At 63.7% G+C, this 14,591-nt stretch carries 13 protein-coding genes and 1 pseudogene; all 14 read right to left on the bottom strand.

Translation table 11 applies throughout. The annotated features are described in order from the left end of the window. Positions 1-32 precede the first annotated feature (32 nt). The 14 genes and pseudogenes from JMJ54_RS04800 to JMJ54_RS04865 all read right to left on the bottom strand — a co-directional run bounded on the left by JMJ54_RS04800 (position 33) and on the right by JMJ54_RS04865 (position 14,582). On the bottom strand, positions 33-1,532 hold the full coding sequence (locus JMJ54_RS04800; protein WP_203536786.1) for an oligosaccharide flippase family protein: 1,500 nt from the start codon (positions 1,530-1,532) through the stop codon (positions 33-35). Then, the gene (locus tag JMJ54_RS19385; protein ID WP_275411042.1) at positions 1,432-2,154 is read right to left on the bottom strand and encodes an acyltransferase; all 723 of its coding nucleotides are present in this window, start codon (positions 2,152-2,154) and stop codon (positions 1,432-1,434) included. The genes JMJ54_RS04800 and JMJ54_RS19385 overlap by 101 nt, the downstream gene beginning before the upstream one ends. Next, entirely contained in the window at positions 2,144-3,625 is a 1,482-nt protein-coding gene (locus JMJ54_RS04810) for a hypothetical protein (protein ID WP_203536788.1), read from the bottom strand. The genes JMJ54_RS19385 and JMJ54_RS04810 overlap by 11 nt, the downstream gene beginning before the upstream one ends. Beyond that, positions 3,618-4,316 carry an exosortase-associated protein EpsI, B-type gene (epsI, locus tag JMJ54_RS04815; protein ID WP_203536789.1) on the bottom strand — a complete coding sequence of 233 codons (699 nt, stop codon included), beginning with the start codon at positions 4,314-4,316 and terminating at the stop codon, positions 3,618-3,620. Before epsI ends, JMJ54_RS04810 begins: the two co-directional genes overlap by 8 nt. Continuing rightward, positions 4,313-5,182 carry an exosortase B gene (gene xrtB / locus JMJ54_RS04820; RefSeq protein ID WP_203536790.1) on the bottom strand — a complete coding sequence of 290 codons (870 nt, stop codon included), beginning with the start codon at positions 5,180-5,182 and terminating at the stop codon, positions 4,313-4,315. The genes epsI and xrtB overlap by 4 nt, the downstream gene beginning before the upstream one ends. Then, complete coding sequence (locus JMJ54_RS04825) at positions 5,175-6,047, bottom strand: CpsD/CapB family tyrosine-protein kinase (protein WP_203536791.1); 873 nt, start codon at positions 6,045-6,047, stop codon at positions 5,175-5,177. Before JMJ54_RS04825 ends, xrtB begins: the two co-directional genes overlap by 8 nt. Positions 6,048-6,064: 17 nt before the next feature. Beyond that, positions 6,065-7,405, bottom strand: coding sequence for a chain length determinant protein EpsF (gene epsF / locus JMJ54_RS04830; protein ID WP_203536792.1), 1,341 nt, complete (start codon positions 7,403-7,405; stop codon positions 6,065-6,067). Positions 7,406-7,421: 16 nt separating this feature from the next. Next, a complete protein-coding gene (locus JMJ54_RS04835) occupies positions 7,422-8,198 on the bottom strand; it encodes an SLBB domain-containing protein (protein ID WP_203536793.1) in 777 nt (258 codons plus the stop codon). Beyond that, the gene (locus JMJ54_RS04840) at positions 8,198-9,067 is read right to left on the bottom strand and encodes an EpsD family peptidyl-prolyl cis-trans isomerase (protein ID WP_203536794.1); all 870 of its coding nucleotides are present in this window, start codon (positions 9,065-9,067) and stop codon (positions 8,198-8,200) included. The genes JMJ54_RS04835 and JMJ54_RS04840 overlap by 1 nt, the downstream gene beginning before the upstream one ends. Before the next feature lie 15 nt (positions 9,068-9,082). Continuing rightward, positions 9,083-10,564, bottom strand: coding sequence for an undecaprenyl-phosphate glucose phosphotransferase (locus JMJ54_RS04845; RefSeq protein WP_238999856.1), 1,482 nt, complete (start codon positions 10,562-10,564; stop codon positions 9,083-9,085). 40 nt (positions 10,565-10,604) lie between these two features. Beyond that, a complete protein-coding gene (locus JMJ54_RS04850; protein WP_203536795.1) occupies positions 10,605-11,750 on the bottom strand; it encodes a porin family protein in 1,146 nt (381 codons plus the stop codon). A gap of 168 nt (positions 11,751-11,918) precedes the next feature. Further along, a pseudogene (locus tag JMJ54_RS19600) lies at positions 11,919-12,032 on the bottom strand (PEP-CTERM sorting domain-containing protein); the annotation flags it as partial. Positions 12,033-12,915: 883 nt separating this feature from the next. Then, positions 12,916-14,343, bottom strand: a complete 1,428-nt coding sequence (dacB, locus tag JMJ54_RS04860) for a D-alanyl-D-alanine carboxypeptidase/D-alanyl-D-alanine endopeptidase (RefSeq protein ID WP_203536797.1) — start codon at positions 14,341-14,343, stop codon at positions 12,916-12,918. Further along, on the bottom strand, positions 14,340-14,582 hold the full coding sequence (locus JMJ54_RS04865; RefSeq protein WP_203536798.1) for an oxidoreductase-like domain-containing protein: 243 nt from the start codon (positions 14,580-14,582) through the stop codon (positions 14,340-14,342). The genes dacB and JMJ54_RS04865 overlap by 4 nt, the downstream gene beginning before the upstream one ends. Between the last annotated feature and the right edge of the window lie 9 nt (positions 14,583-14,591).

A 14,591-nucleotide genomic window follows, 5' to 3' on the forward strand; every position in this document is an offset into this window, starting at 1 on the left:
GAACTCCCTACCCGAATGGCCAAAGCAATGTCTCATCGCGAAGCCCGCGCAGAGACGACAAACTCGATATAAAAACGCCACAACACAAAACCCATGAACAAGATGGCCAGCAACAACGACAAGGCCTGTTCGACACGGCCATTCGTCCAGACGGCAATCGGCCAAGCAAGCAAACCAAAGAAAACCAGAGAATTCAGCGATGCGCGCATTGCACCGAGCTGCTCTCCGTAACGGAGCCGGATTTTTCGCTTGACGATATGGAGCGAGCAGATCGAAAGCAGAATCGCGATCAGCAAGGCCGACCAGACCAGCCCCTTCAGGCCGAAGAGCGATCCCAGCAACAGCAGGGACACGGTCAGCCCTGCCCGAATCATGGCAAACACCATATAGGCCGATGCATTGGCGGCGGCCATCAGGATCGACCAGACAAACTGCCAGAAAGGCAAAAGCATGCCGACCAGGCAATAAACCCGAACGATCCAGACGGAATTGGCGTAGATCTGGCCGAACAGCAAGGGCACAACCGTATCGGCAACCGCATAGACGGCAGCAAAGAAAGGCAAAACGACCCACGAGGACGAGCGCAACGCCAGCAGATACGTTTGTGGCAAATCCCCCCCTTTCGCCTTGGCATTGGCAAAGAGCGGGCCGGATGCCTGCGAGACTGCCGACATCACCATTTCGACCAGCAACTGGTAGATTTTCTTGCCGACCGCATAAAAACCGAGATCGACCTTGCCCAAGGCAAAACCGACGATCAGATCGTCGCAATAGGTCGTCAAAACCTCGACACAACGCCCCACCATCATCGAACGGCCATACTGGAAAACGTCGGCGAATCCATCCCAGGAAAAGCGCCAGCTCGGCCGCCAGTCGCTCATTCCCCAGAGCAGGGCCACCACGATCACGACTTCCAGCAAATGCTTGACCGCAATGCTCCAGAAGCCGAAACCGTTGACCGCCATCGTGCAACCGACCACGCCGGCAATCACTACCGCAAGCAGGGACCGGATTGCCATGCCCTTGTACTGCAAGGCCTTGCGCTGCAATGCGTCCTGAACCCGTGCCAGCGCATTGATCGGCAGCATCACGCCCATCATCAGCGCCACCTGCGCCGCCTCGGCGTAACCGGACAAACGCAAGATCGCCGGCACCGCCAGCTCGAACAGCAGCATGACGAGGACGGACACCAGCAATTGGAACCAGAAAATCTGGTTGCGCTCGCGCTCGCTGTCCGATTTGTAAATCAGGTATTCGGCCAGGCCCATATCGGTCAGGCCGGCAACGACCATGACGATGGAACTGACCAGCGCCGCGACACCGATATCGGCCGGGGCCAGATAGCGCGTCAGAACAAGGAATACCAGCAAGGAAGTGATACGCCCGCCCCAGGTACGGACGAGCGACCAGACAACGACCATCAACGGCGTATCAGCCATTGCGCACCGCCGGCAGATCGCAATCGTCGAGGAAGGCATCGAAACTGGCATACGGTGCGCGATGGCGGCGCTGATAAGCCGCGAGCGAATCACCGAGCTGGGCCGCTACCGGCAGGTCGTCGGGGAGCTGGTCACCGTCCAGAAACAGCGGGAACTCTTCCCTGAAATCGCCCGGGACCGGGCGCCGACCGTGAACCTCGACGATGCTGCGCGCATAGTCCTTGGCCTCGACGACATAGTCGATCCGCCGCTTTTCGCGGTATTCGTCAATCGAGCAGATCACCCGGGCCGGAATGCCGGCCGCGACCGAATTGGCCGGAATGCTGCGGGTGACGACCGAGCCGGTACCGATAATGCAGTTGTCGCCGATCTCGATGCCCTTGAGGACGGTGACATTGAAGCCGAAAAACACATTGCTGCCGATGGTTACCCGGCCGGACGACGCATAGACCTCATCGAAAAGATTGCGCAGCACGTACCAGTCATAACCGTGGGTCAGCAGCAGGAAACCGCGATTGATCCGGACGTTGTTGCCGATCTTCAGCAAGGAAGGACGGGTCAGATCGATGGTCACGCGCTTTGGCTCGCGGACAAACACACCGTCGCCGACCCTTGCACCCCGGCTGCGCAGATAGTCGACATAGCGCTCGCTGCTGGACTCGGCCCAGACACGCCGGCATTTCGACACCAGCCGCTTGAAGAGATTACGCATCATTCTGCTTCCGTTTGCTGCCCCATGCGGCATAGCCGCAAGCCAGCGCAACCAGCAATTGCGTTGCCGGCTCGTTCATCAAGGTGCTGTTGTATGGAATGGTCAGGACCACCAGCACCAGCGCGATCAGGGCAGTGGACAAATAGGCGTGCCGCACCGGATCGGCCTGCCCGGGACGCAATTGCCGGAACAGGGACACCAGTGCGAGCAACAGGATGGACAGGTACGCCAGCGTGCCCAGTACGCCGTAATCCCAGAGCAGAATGGCCAGCGCCGTCGCACCGATGTGGTAGGGGTAGTAGCGCTGCGCGACTTCACCCCGTGAAATCGCCCCTTCCATCGAGGCGGCAATACCGCGACCGAGCAGTACGGAATAGATGTCGTGCTGCGGGTCCTTGGCCCAGAGCGCCAGCGCGGCACCGCGGCTGACTTCCCCGGTTTCCCTGACGATCAGGTTCGGATCGAAAAAATAATCGAAGGAATGCTCGGCGTTCTCGGCCAGCCCCCGCTGAGGTACATCCTTCCAGTACAGCTTCTCGTAAACGAAACCGACACCGAGCACGAAGACGGCAATGCCGGCGCTGGCCAGCAGCAATTTCACCGGGCTGCGCAATATTGCCCTGCCGAAAACCAGCAGGATGGCGACCGGCAACCAGAAGAACGCGGCTTTCACCTCGCCAAGCAGGATGACCAGCAACAGGCAGACAAGCAGGGCTGAGAAATGCCGGCCAGAAAGCTGTTGCCGCAGATAAAGGTTCAGCGCCAGGGCGAAGGAAATGATGCAAAACAGCACCATGACCGCATTCAGCCCGCCCGCCTCCGGATTGCCGCCAAATGTTCCGACGACGGCATCCCAGCCCATCACGCTCCGGCCGGCAGCGATGAAAAAATGCTGGTGGAACACGAAAGGCACCTGGCACACCAGCACGATCAGCATCAGCCGCCAGATCGCGCGCCAGTCGGCGTCATTCAGCCCGGCCAGCGGCAAGTAAAGCGCCACCATCCAGAACGGAAACTGGTTCTTCAGTCCGGCGATCAACTGCGCCAGGGCGGGCCGGTTGATCAGCAGGCCAATGCCTGCAATGGATGCAAATGCCAGCAGCGCCCACATCCAGCCCGCAAAACCCGCCCCTGTCTGTGGGCGGCTATCGAACAGCTTGGTCACGAATTTGACGGCAAACAGTCCGGCCAGCCCGTAGGCCAGCCACGATATCTTGGTGAATCCGGTGTAGTAGCCGACCGCGCCCTGAACAAACAGCACGACCACCATCAGCATCAGCAGCGCATAGCGGTCAGGCAATTGCAGGAAGACACCGCCAAGCAGCAGCGCGACGAGCAAGGCCGGCACGGCGTAAAAACCGATTGCGATCGCCCCGCCGAGTAGCAGTGCCAGCCCCCCAATGGCGGCACTCGCAGTCGTCCACACAGCGGCGCGCTGCAACTGCGCCGGCGACCAGTTCAGGATGCTAGGCATCGGCGCGCCCGGTCAGAATGGCGCGGGCCGGCGCCGGCGTTGCAACAAGCAGCTGGTCGAGGAAGTCCTGCTGTGCCCGGTAGGCCGCCTCGGCACTGGTGCCGGCATTCGGGTCGATCGACGACACCCGAAACAGCAGGCCGTCGGGCAGGTAGCCGCGCAGGCCGGCCGCAAGCTGGGCGCGTTTGGCCTCCCAGCCGGTCAGGACCAGATCGTCACCGACCGTCATCCAGTAGGTGATCGGCTCGACGCGCAAGCCTTGGGTCGCAACCAGCCGCCGGACCGGCAGCGTGGCGCCGGCGACATCGACACGGGTCAGGTGCGCCGGACCGACAACGAATCCCTGCCCGCCGTAGCAGCCTTCGGGCTGGTGCACGCGCAGGCTGTCGTTCTGCCGCTTGCCGTAAGCGATCAGCAACATCATCCGTTCGCCCCGGTCGTTGATGTAGGTCCGGCTGAGCACGTCGGTGTAGATCTTGTCGACCGCAGCCTGGACGGCTGGATCGGGTGCAACCGGTACCACGCTGGCGTCGATTTTCCACTGGCCGAACTGGGCCGGCACCGCCTGTTCGAGCCACTGCTGCGGCAGCTCGCGCAACGCGCGGGTCGGCCGGAGCTGGGCTGCGGCAATGGCGGCAGCGGCCATCAATGCAGCCATCAGCCATGCCATTGCGAGATGCTTGCGTGTCATGTCCGGGCCTCCCGCTTTCGCCACAGCCGGCCGAGCACGCCATCGGCGGCAAAAATCAGCAACAGCGCGCTGCCGAACATCACCATTCCGGCCAGCCCGTGCATGAAGCCCTGGCCGGCGGCGTCCCCCAGGTAATAGGTAATCAGCACCAGCAGCAGGACGCGGATCAGATTGGCCGCAATGGCAACCGGAATGGCCAGCGCCAGCAGCAGCGCATTGCGCCAGCGGCTCGCGTACTGCTGCAGATACAGGTAAAGGCAGGTCAGCGCACTGAGCGAGAACAGCGAGTGCAGGCCGGCGCACGCGTCGGCAACCAGCAACTGGTACGGGCCGACATAGAGGATGACGCCGCTGCGCGTCACCGGCAGGCCGGCCGCATACAGCACCTGCTCGGCGATGCCCGAAATGAAGTGCTTGAGCGGCCCGGTCAGCGCATCGACCAGCGCACCGGGCAGCGGCGCGCTGAACAGCAGGAAAAACAGCGGAAACGCCAGGACGCGCAAGCAGGGCCAGCCACCAAGCACCAAGGCCAGACCGGCCGCGACGAAGAACTGCGAGAACAGCGCCAGAAACAGGATGTCCTGCGATTTGCAGACCACGTAGAGCAGCAGGCCGAATCCGAACACGGCGTTGCCCGACCAAGGCCGCGCCGCACCGGTCGGCAACGGCCCCTGCGCGACGACGCGGGCCAGCAACCAGACGCTGATCAGGACGATGAAGGGGCCGTGCGCCTGATCATCGGTCTGCCACGGGCCAGCCAGCAACTCGCGGTACAGCGGAGCGTACATCAGCAACAGGCCGATCGCGACCGGAACGGCCAGCGCCCAGTTCACCCGGGCCGGCCAGCGTCGCAGCACCTCAATCATGAAGCACCGCGCCGATCAGGTGAACGCCGGCGGCCTGCAGCTGCGCCTTGGTATTCAGCAACGGTTTCAGCCGGGTGTGATTGCGCTTGGCGACGAGCACCACACCGCGCGCACGCGTGGCGACGAGGTGCATGTCCGATGCCTGCGCCGGCGCGGCGCTGACGACGATCACCGCGTCATAGCGCTCGCCGGCCTGGTGCAGCAGTTCTGCAAATGCCGGTTTGGAGAGCAGCTCCTGCGGATTCGGCGCGATCGTCCCGCCCTGCAACAGCTGCAGGTTGTCGATGCCGTCCACGGTACGGATCACCTCATGCCACGACGCCCGCGCCGCAAGGCAATCGGCCAGCCCCTGCCCCGGTGCGACGTCGAACAGCGCGTGCTGAGTCGGCCGACGCAGGTTGGCGTCGATCAGCAGCACCTGCTGCGACAGCTGTGCCAGCGCCACGGCCAGATTGGCTGCAAAGGCCTCGCCATGGCTGCCGTCGTCGTCGGCCGGCACGATGGCGACCTGCTTGCGCGTGCCGTCGAGCCAGTGCAGCAGCAACTGGGTCCGCGCGCCGCGCACCGCTTCGGCTTGCGGCGAATACGGGTCGTAGGCGCAGACGACCTGACGGTCGACGCCGGCGCTGGCGCCCAGTACCGGGAAGTCGAACTGCTCCGACAGCGCGGTCTGGATGTCGTCGCTGCCGACCATCCCCAGCCGGATCGCCGCCTCGCCGAAACGCAGGCCGTGTTCTCGCTGGCACTCGGCAATCAGCGGCAGGTCGGCAATGCCGATCTTGTGCTGCGCCAGCAGGATCTGGCCGATCAGCCCGCCCTGGACACCCTTGTCGGTCGGAAGGGGCAAACGTACCGCTTGATTCATGTTCTGCTCCGCCAGGATCACTGCAGTTTCAGCGTCGGAATGGTTGCGAGGATGTCGATGCCGAGCGCGTCCTCGATATCGGCGCGGGCGCGGATGCGCCGGTCGGCCAGCTCGACGCCGAGCGCGGTCACCACCGCCAGCAGCAGGCCGAGCACGATCGCCAGTGCGACGTTGAGCAGCACCCGTGGTCCCGACGGGCGATCGGGCTCGGTCGCGCTGCGCAGCACGATGATGTTGGCCTGATCCGAGCGGCTTTCCAGCATCGTCTGCGACGTCCGCTGCAGCGCCTGGTCATAGGCGCGCTGGGCGTTTTCGACGTCGCGCTTGAGGATTTCCAGCCCCGATCGCTGCGACTTCAGCTCGAGCACCCTCGCCTTCTGCGCCGCCAGTGCCTGCTGCAGCGCGCCCTGCCGTGCGGCCGAGTTGCCGGCCGCGCCGGACAGGCCCGACGCGTACTGCGCCAGCAGCTGGTTGAGCTGCGCGCGGGTCGCCTCGACCTCGGCCCTGGCCTGCAGGTAGTGCGGATGATTGGGGCCGTTCTTTTCCGCCTGCTCCTTGAGCTTGGCCTCCTGCTGCGCCAGCTGGTTCTTCAGCTGCTGGATCAGCGGGTTGTTCAGCACGTCGGGCGCCGCCGCGCCGCCGCGCGCACGCGACTGCGCGTCGTAGGTCAGCGACTGCACGCCGACGAGCTGGCTGGCGATCTCGTTGAGCCTTTGCGTTTCGATGTCCAGACGCTCGTCGGTCGCCACGATGCCCTGCTGCTGCTGGTAGTCCGACAGGCGCTGCTGCGTCTGCGCGACGTTGGCCTGCAGGCCCTTGAGCTGGCTCTGGAAGAACTGGTTGTTCTGCTGCGCCGCAGCGGTCTTGATCTCGACCGTCGTGCGGACATAGGCCTGGACGAAGGCATTGGCCAGCGTCGCGGCAAAGCGCGGTTCGGTCGCGGTATAGCCGACGTTGATGACGTTGCTGTCGCGGCTCGGCTTGACGTCGAGATGCTTCAGCAGCGTTTCGGCAAACCAGTGCCGGATGTCGCCGTGGCCACCGGTTTCGGCAAGGAAGCGGCTGCGCGCCTCGGGCAGGTTGGCGAAACCCAGTGCATCGACGACTTTCAGCGCGGTGTTCTGGCTGGCGATGATGTCGACCTGCGTCGCCATGAAGCTCGGCGCCAGATAACCGACAACGGGCTGGCCGGTCACCGGATCATTGGCCTTGATGTCGACGGCGACGACCGAGGCCGCACTGTACTGCTTGGGCAGCAGCAGGCTGACCGCGAGCGCCGACAGCACGACCAGCGACAGTACCGCCAGTGCAATCCACTTGCGGGCGCGCAGGATGTTCCAGAACTGTTCGAATTTCATCGGGCGTTTCTCATGGTCAGAACAGGCTTTCCTGGACGTAGATCACGTCGTTGTCGAGCACCGCGTCGGTCAGCTTCGGCGACACTTCGGCCACGCTGCCGTCGGCCTGGCGGCGGTGGATTTCGATACTGCGTCTGGATGCGCGCGGGTTGTAGCCGCCGGCGCTGGCAATCGCCTGCATCACGGTCATCCGCTCTTCGAGGCGGAAGCTGCCCGGACGGTTGACCTCGCCATAGACGTAAACCTGCTGCATGCGCGGCACGAAGACGACGTCGCCGTTGCGGACGCGCGGCACCGCGTCGCCGGCGCGTTGCGCCGACAGCAGCGTCGACAGCAGCAGCTCCTGTCGCGTCTCACCGCGCACCAGCACCAGCCGGTCACCACCGGTGGCACCGATGCCGCCGGCAGTGGCGATCATCTCGACCACATCGGCGTCGTTCTCGAGCGCGTAGCGGCCCGGGCGGCTGACCTCGCCGAGCACCGACACGCGCTGGCTGCGGTATTGCGCGATCAGCACATTGACCTGCGCGTTCCGGATGAAACCGCCATCGCCCAGCTTGCGGGCGATCAGCTGCTCGACCTCGGTGAACGAGCGGCCGCCGGCGGCGATCTTGCCGATCAGCGGAAAATTCAGTTCGCCGTTCTGCGTCAGCTGTGCTTCGGTCAGCAGATCCGGGTGGTCGTAGACCGACACCTTGACCACATCGCCGGGGCCGAGCCGGTACTCGCCGCGCAACTCTGCACCGGCCGTCGCGACCAGCAGCAAAACGCCCAACCACAGGTAGCGCAGCATCAGTTCAACCCCTGCAGGCCGGACTTCAGCGACTCGTCCTTGCCATCGGCGGTGGCAAAGCGTTGCAGGTATTCGATCTTGGTCGCGCCGCGCAGCGCCTTGAGCTTGCTGTCCTCGCGCGCGCCTCCCTGCTCGACGAGCAGGTACTGCTTGATCGCCCCCTGGACTTCGGCCGCCTGCAGCGCCGCCGGCGTACTGCCCTTCAGCTGCAGCAGCAGCACCTTGTCACCATCGGGCACGGCAATGATGTCGCCGTTCTTCATCGCGGCGACTTTCGGCAACAGCGGCAACGGCAGCTGCTCGGGCGCCTTCTGCGACTCGGCCGGCTGCGCGTTGACGCCAGCCTGCTGCAGCACCGCCGCCGTCTCGGCGGCGTTGCGCGCGTGTTGCAGCGCCTGTTCGATTTCGGGCTTGAGCGCGTTCGCGGCCAGCGCGAACACGGCGAAGTCGTACAGTTTGCGTTCGGCGAACAGCTGCGGATGCGCGGCATAGAAAGCGTCGATCTGCGCCTGTGCCGGTTCGGCCGGCTTGCCGATCTCGCGTTCGGCCGCCGCACGGGCAAGGATTTGCCGGCGCGCCGCCTCGACCGCCTGGACCACGTCCGGGTCGCGATCGAGCTTGAGCTCGACGGCCTTTTGCACCAGCAGCTCCTGATCGACCAGCCCGTCGAGCACCCTCTGCTTGACCGCCGCATCGCCCGGATTGGCCTGCTGTGCCAGCAGGTAGTTCAGCTGGTGCACGGTGATTTCGGCATCGCCGACACGGGCGACAACCTGACTCGGCGATTTTTTCTCGCCGTCGTCCTTGCATGCGGTCAGCCCGAGCACGATCGCGGCCAGTACCGCGGTGTTCCTGTACAGCGTTTTCATCTGTCGGTCTCTTTGTCAGTAGGCGTTCTTGTCGCCGGCCATCGACGAGGCCGTTTTTGCGACGATCTTGAGGTCGAGCCAGATCGACCAGTTGCGCAGGTAATCAAGGTCGAACTCGATGCGGCGCTGCATCTTTTCCAGCGTGTCGGTCTCACCGCGGAAACCGTTGACCTGCGCCCAGCCGGTGATGCCCGGCTTGACCTTGTGGCGCATCATGTAACCCTTGATCAGCGACCGGTATTGCTCGTTGTGGGCGTTGGCATGCGGACGCGGTCCGACCACGCTCATCCGTCCCTGCAGCACGTTGATGAACTGCGGCAGCTCGTCGAGCGAGCTGCGGCGCAGGAAGCCGCCGATCGGCGTGAAGCGCTGGTCCTGCTTGGTGGCCTGGACGACCTTGTCGCCGTCCTCCATCACCGTCATCGAGCGGAACTTGTAGACGAGGATGCTCTCGCCATCGGCACCGTAACGGCGCTGTTTGAACAGCACCGGCCCGGGCGAGGTCAGCTTCACGGCGATCGCGACACCGAGCATCACCGGCCAGATCAGCGCCAGGATCAGCAGTGCGAGCACAAGATCGGAAAACCGCTTGAGTACGCCGCGCAGCCCCATGAACGGGCTTTCGCAGACGGCGACCACCGGAATCCCGGCGACGTGGTCGAAGCGCGCCTGGATCAGGTCGAACACGAACAGGTCCGGCACGAAGTAGATCGATGCCGTCGAATCGCTCAGCGCGTCCAGCATCGCCAGCACGCGCGGTTGCGAGCTCATCGGCAGCGAGATGTAGATGTTGTGTACGCCGTGGTGGCGCACGTAACTCGGCAGGTCACGCAGCGTGCCAAGCAGCCGCGACGCCTTGACGCCCGGCAGGCGGGCCAGTTCGCGGTCGTCGAAATAGCCGAGCCAGTTGATCCGGTGCAGCGGATCGGTCTGCAGCGCTTCGGCCAGCGCCACGCCGGGGCGGTTGGCGCCGATGACGACCGCGCGCCGCTGCGTTTCCACCGAATCACGCGGCAGGAAGAAGATCGGCCGGAACAGTGCATGCACGCCGATCAGCGCCGCCGGCGCGAGCACGAACCAGGCGAGGATGAACGGCGGATGGAAATAGGCGGCAAAGCCGGAGACCCAGCCGAGCAGGGTCAGCGTCACGCAGATGAACAGCCACTGCACGGCGAAGCGGCCCAGTCCGAACAGCGGACGTTCGTGTCCGGGCACGAAAAGGAACAGGCCGTCGAGCACCTGCGCCGACAACAGGAAACCGAATGCGGCCAGCACGCAGGTGTAGCCGTCGAACGCGACCTGGAATGGAATCGACAGCAGGTAAAGCACCGCGACAACCACGACCGGATCGACGAAGGACTTGAACACGCTCACCAGCGGTGCGGCGTTGACGAACTCGCTGAAGCGGTTGTTCAGCGACGACACGCGCGGCGGCATCGGCGCATCGTCGATCGCTGCGATACCGGCCTGCTGCAACTGCGGATCCAAATGGCTCATGCATCCACCCCCGTCAATTCCACTTTCCATCCTCTTGCATTCAAAACTGCAGCCTCAGGTCGATGCCGGCCTGTACCGCGCGATAGTCGTTGAGCGGCAATTGCGAATCGCGCGCCTGATGCTGGCCGTAGACCGACAACTGCAGTGCCGGGTCCGGCTGGTACTTCAAACCAAGATGCAAGTAGTCGGTTGTCTGGCTGTACGCCAGCACCTGACGCACCTGCTTGTCCTCGCGTCGCCACGATGCATCGACGCCGATCCGTTCACTCGCCTGCCACTCCGCGCCGACGCCATACCCTTCGATCAGGTTGCGGCCGATGTTCTGCCCCGGCGCCTCGAATGCACGCCGGTAGTCGGCGTACAGCCTGGTTTTCGCGCTTGCCTGCCACGACAGCGCGACATTGCCGGTCGGGCTGCGCTGCCAGTCGGTTTCGGCCTGATACTTCCAGCTCGTCCAGCCGTAGCCGCCTTCCAGCCGGGTCTTGGCGCTGATCGGCCAGACAACGCCAAGCTGGGCCACCCACTGGCGGTATCCGCGTTCGTCGGCCGGCATCAGCAGCAGGTCCTCGCGATACGCAATCCGCGAGTAATCGAGCCGCGCCGTCACTTCGCTCCCCAAGCCGCTGCGGTAGCGCACGCCACCGCCGGCGTTGTCCTGCTGCAGATCGAGGTAGCGTCGCTGGTCATGCCGCTGCTGGCTGCTCGCCAGCGAAGCCAGCAGCGCCCAGTCCGACGTCAGCACGTACGCAGCGCTCAGATCCCCACCCTGCTGCCGGACCAGATCCTTGATCCCCAGCATCACGTCTTCGAATTCGGACAGCGTGCGCGAATCGCGGTAAGCCAGACGCCCCGACCACGCATTGCCCCATTGCCAGTCCCACCCCAGCAGCCCTTGCCAGCCGACATAGTCGAGCTGCCGATGCCGCAGGTACGTCGGCCGGGACAGCTGCGCATCAAGCAGCAATTGCTGGCGCGAAACCGGCCGGTTCATCCGCACGCCGACGCTCGGGTCGACGATCACGTCGGATTTGCTGCCGCCGTACTGCTCGGCCGGCACGCTGTCGGCGAGCCGGAACACGTTGCTGTCGGACAGCGTGGAAACATCGGCATAGAGGATCAGCGGATCGGTTTCATCGACGGCGCCATAGGCCGCCACACCTGATACCAGCATCAATCCGGCGGTCATCACGGCGATACGGCCCGCCGCGCACCACCGACGCTCGAACCTCGCTACGCCCAAAATGTCACCGCCCCTGAAACCCTTGCTTGCGCGCCGTGGCACGCCTTGCTCATCCCGACCTTGCCGAAGAACGGTACGGACCGTCACCGGCCCGCACCGTCCGCTAGACCCGCATCAGACCGCGAGTGCGGCAGTGCTGCGTTGCTTGCGACGACGCGACAACAGCACGCCCAGCAGGCCAGCGCCCATCAGTGCGTAGGTTTCGGGTTCCGGCACCGGCGCGACGTTGAGCTTCAGCGTGCCAAGCCAGTTGGCATCCTTGGTCACGGCGAAGAACGACGAGTAAGTACCAGCGGTCGGCAGGTTGAAGCTGCCGGAGTAGCTGCGTGTACCCGGGTTGAAGATCAGCTGCTGGAGGCCCAGCAGTTGGCCGATCGGGGCCAGTTGATAGTTCACGGCAAACAGGTTGGCCAGGCTGCCCGTCGCGCTGACCGGGGTCAGATCGAAGGTGAGCCTGGACGGACCGGTCACGGTGAACGTGTCCTGAGCCGACAGCGGTGCAGCACCAATGTCATAGGTTTTGCTGAATGCGGCGTGGCTCAGGCCAGCAGCAAGAAACATCGTCACTGCGGCAACGGCTTTCAAACCATCCATGGCAAACTCCTTATATAAGGAAAACATTAATTACACATATCTGATTCAATACTTAAAAATTTATTGCTTTTGTGCCGCGGAGAATGCCATGTGCCCGGTTTCAGTTCAATGACGAATCAATAAATCAACATTGGCTTATATTAGGAATTGCATGGAGAGTCGCGCATTACTTGGGTTGGCGGTGATATTGCAGTCATTTCGTAATGAAAAAATAATCACTACGAAATACGAATTGATTGCACGTCAATTCGCATTGCACCAGTTGAAGCGCTGACGCTGAATAAGCCACAGCAAAAATGTTTCAATTCGAAAACCCGATGCAGGCAATCGCGCTGACATGTAAGACGAGCAGCCACCTCAGCAGGATTGAGCGCTGATTTCAAAATGCTGGTACGGGACCGGTAAGGGGCGAATTGACCAAAAAAAGCGCGTCGAACGTGCAAATTCGACGCGCCATTTGGCTTTATGAAGGGAAGCGGAATACGGGCAATAGCGCGGCGACGGCGCCAGCAGCTTTTCAGTTTCGTAAGGAAGCCAGTTCCGCCGTGGAACGCGTCGTCACCCAACGCAACAGGCTATCCAGTACGGGCATCGCCCCCGGAGCTTTGGGATGATTGACCAGGGCGACCACAGCCCAGTCATGGCCTTGCGCATCCCTGACATAGCCGGCAACCGCACGGACGTTCTTGAGCGTGCCGGTTTTGATGTGCGCCGCACCGGCTTCGTTTTTCAGCCGTTTGCGCATCGTGCCATCGATACCGACGATGGGCAGCGACGAAATGAACTCCGGCGCCAGCGGGCTGCGGTAAGCCGACACCAGCATCTGGCCAAGGTGTTCGGCACTGATCCGCTCGACCCGCGACAGGCCGGCACCGTTCTCCAGATGCAGCTCGCTCATCGCCAGCCCTTGCTGTCGCAGCCAGTCGCGCACGCGGAAATCGGCGGCAGCGATGGTGTCGGTGGCCGGGTCCGGCGCCGTGGCGCCCAGGGTCAGGAACAACTGCCGCGCCATCAGGTTGTTGCTGAACTTGTTGATGTCGCGAACCATTTCGGTCAGCGGCGGCGAGACGCTGGTCGCCAGCACTTTGGCCTGAACCGGTGTTGTTCCGTCACGCACCTGACCGGTAAACCGCCCCCCCTGCTCCTGCCACAGCGAGCGGAACAGGCTGGCCGTGTACGATCTGGCGTCGAGCACGGCAAAGTAACGGTCGCCGGCGCAGTCCGGCGGAAAGCGGCCCGCAACCTGCACGCTGGCCGACTGGCCGGCGTCGTCGAGCCGCAGCTGGACGCCGTCCTTCCATGCCGCACAACTGGCGTTTGGCGCCAGCTTGACCGTGCTGTCGAGCTTTACCGCTGCCAGCGCCGGTTCGAGCGTCGCGCGCACGGCGTTGCCGTCGCTGCGCAGCATCAGTCGCGCGCTGCCGAAGTTGCTGACCAGCGCGTCGGGCGTCACCAGATACGGCTGGCCACCCTCGTCGCTGTCGTCGTCGAACGGTGACGTCGTTGCCGGCAGCTTGAACGCACTGCGATCAAGGACCAGATCACCACGCAAATCGGTGACGCCGGCCGCCCGCAGCTCGCGCACCAGCAGCCACATCCGCTCGAACGTCAGCTTGGGGTCGCCGCTGCCCTTCAGGTACAGCGGCCCGCCCAGCACGCCGTTCACGACCGGCGCATCCGCCAGCAACTGTGTCTTCCAGCTGTAGGCCGGACCGAGCAGATTGAGCGCAGACCATGTCGTCACCAGCTTCATCGTCGATGCCGGATTCATCGGTCGGCCGGCATTCTCGAGCAGCACGGCCGGGCCGCCGTCGACCGGCAGGATCGCCACACCCAGCGCCGATGCCGGCACGCCGGCCTTGAGCAGCGCGGCGTCGACCTCGGCCGGCAAAGCCGCGTGCGCGGCACCGCTGAACAACAACAACGAAAACAGGAGGCGTTTCATCGGCTCGGCAGATCCTTGAATTCGGGGTGACGTTGCAACCAGGCCGCACGTTCGCGGCGATACGCATGCAGGGCTTCGGCGTAGGTATCGAAGATACAGGGCTCGCAACCGCTGCCGCAGCACTCTTCCAGCGCCGGTTCGAACGGCGGCTCGGGAGGTGGATCGTCGGCGGGAAAACCGGGGAGGTGTTGATTGTCTGCGGGCTGATTGTCTGCGGGCTGATTGGACGGAGTAGGCATCTGTTAGAA

Source organism: Jeongeupia naejangsanensis, assembly GCF_016865585.1.
Taxonomy (GTDB): domain Bacteria; phylum Pseudomonadota; class Gammaproteobacteria; order Burkholderiales; family Chitinibacteraceae; genus Jeongeupia; species Jeongeupia naejangsanensis.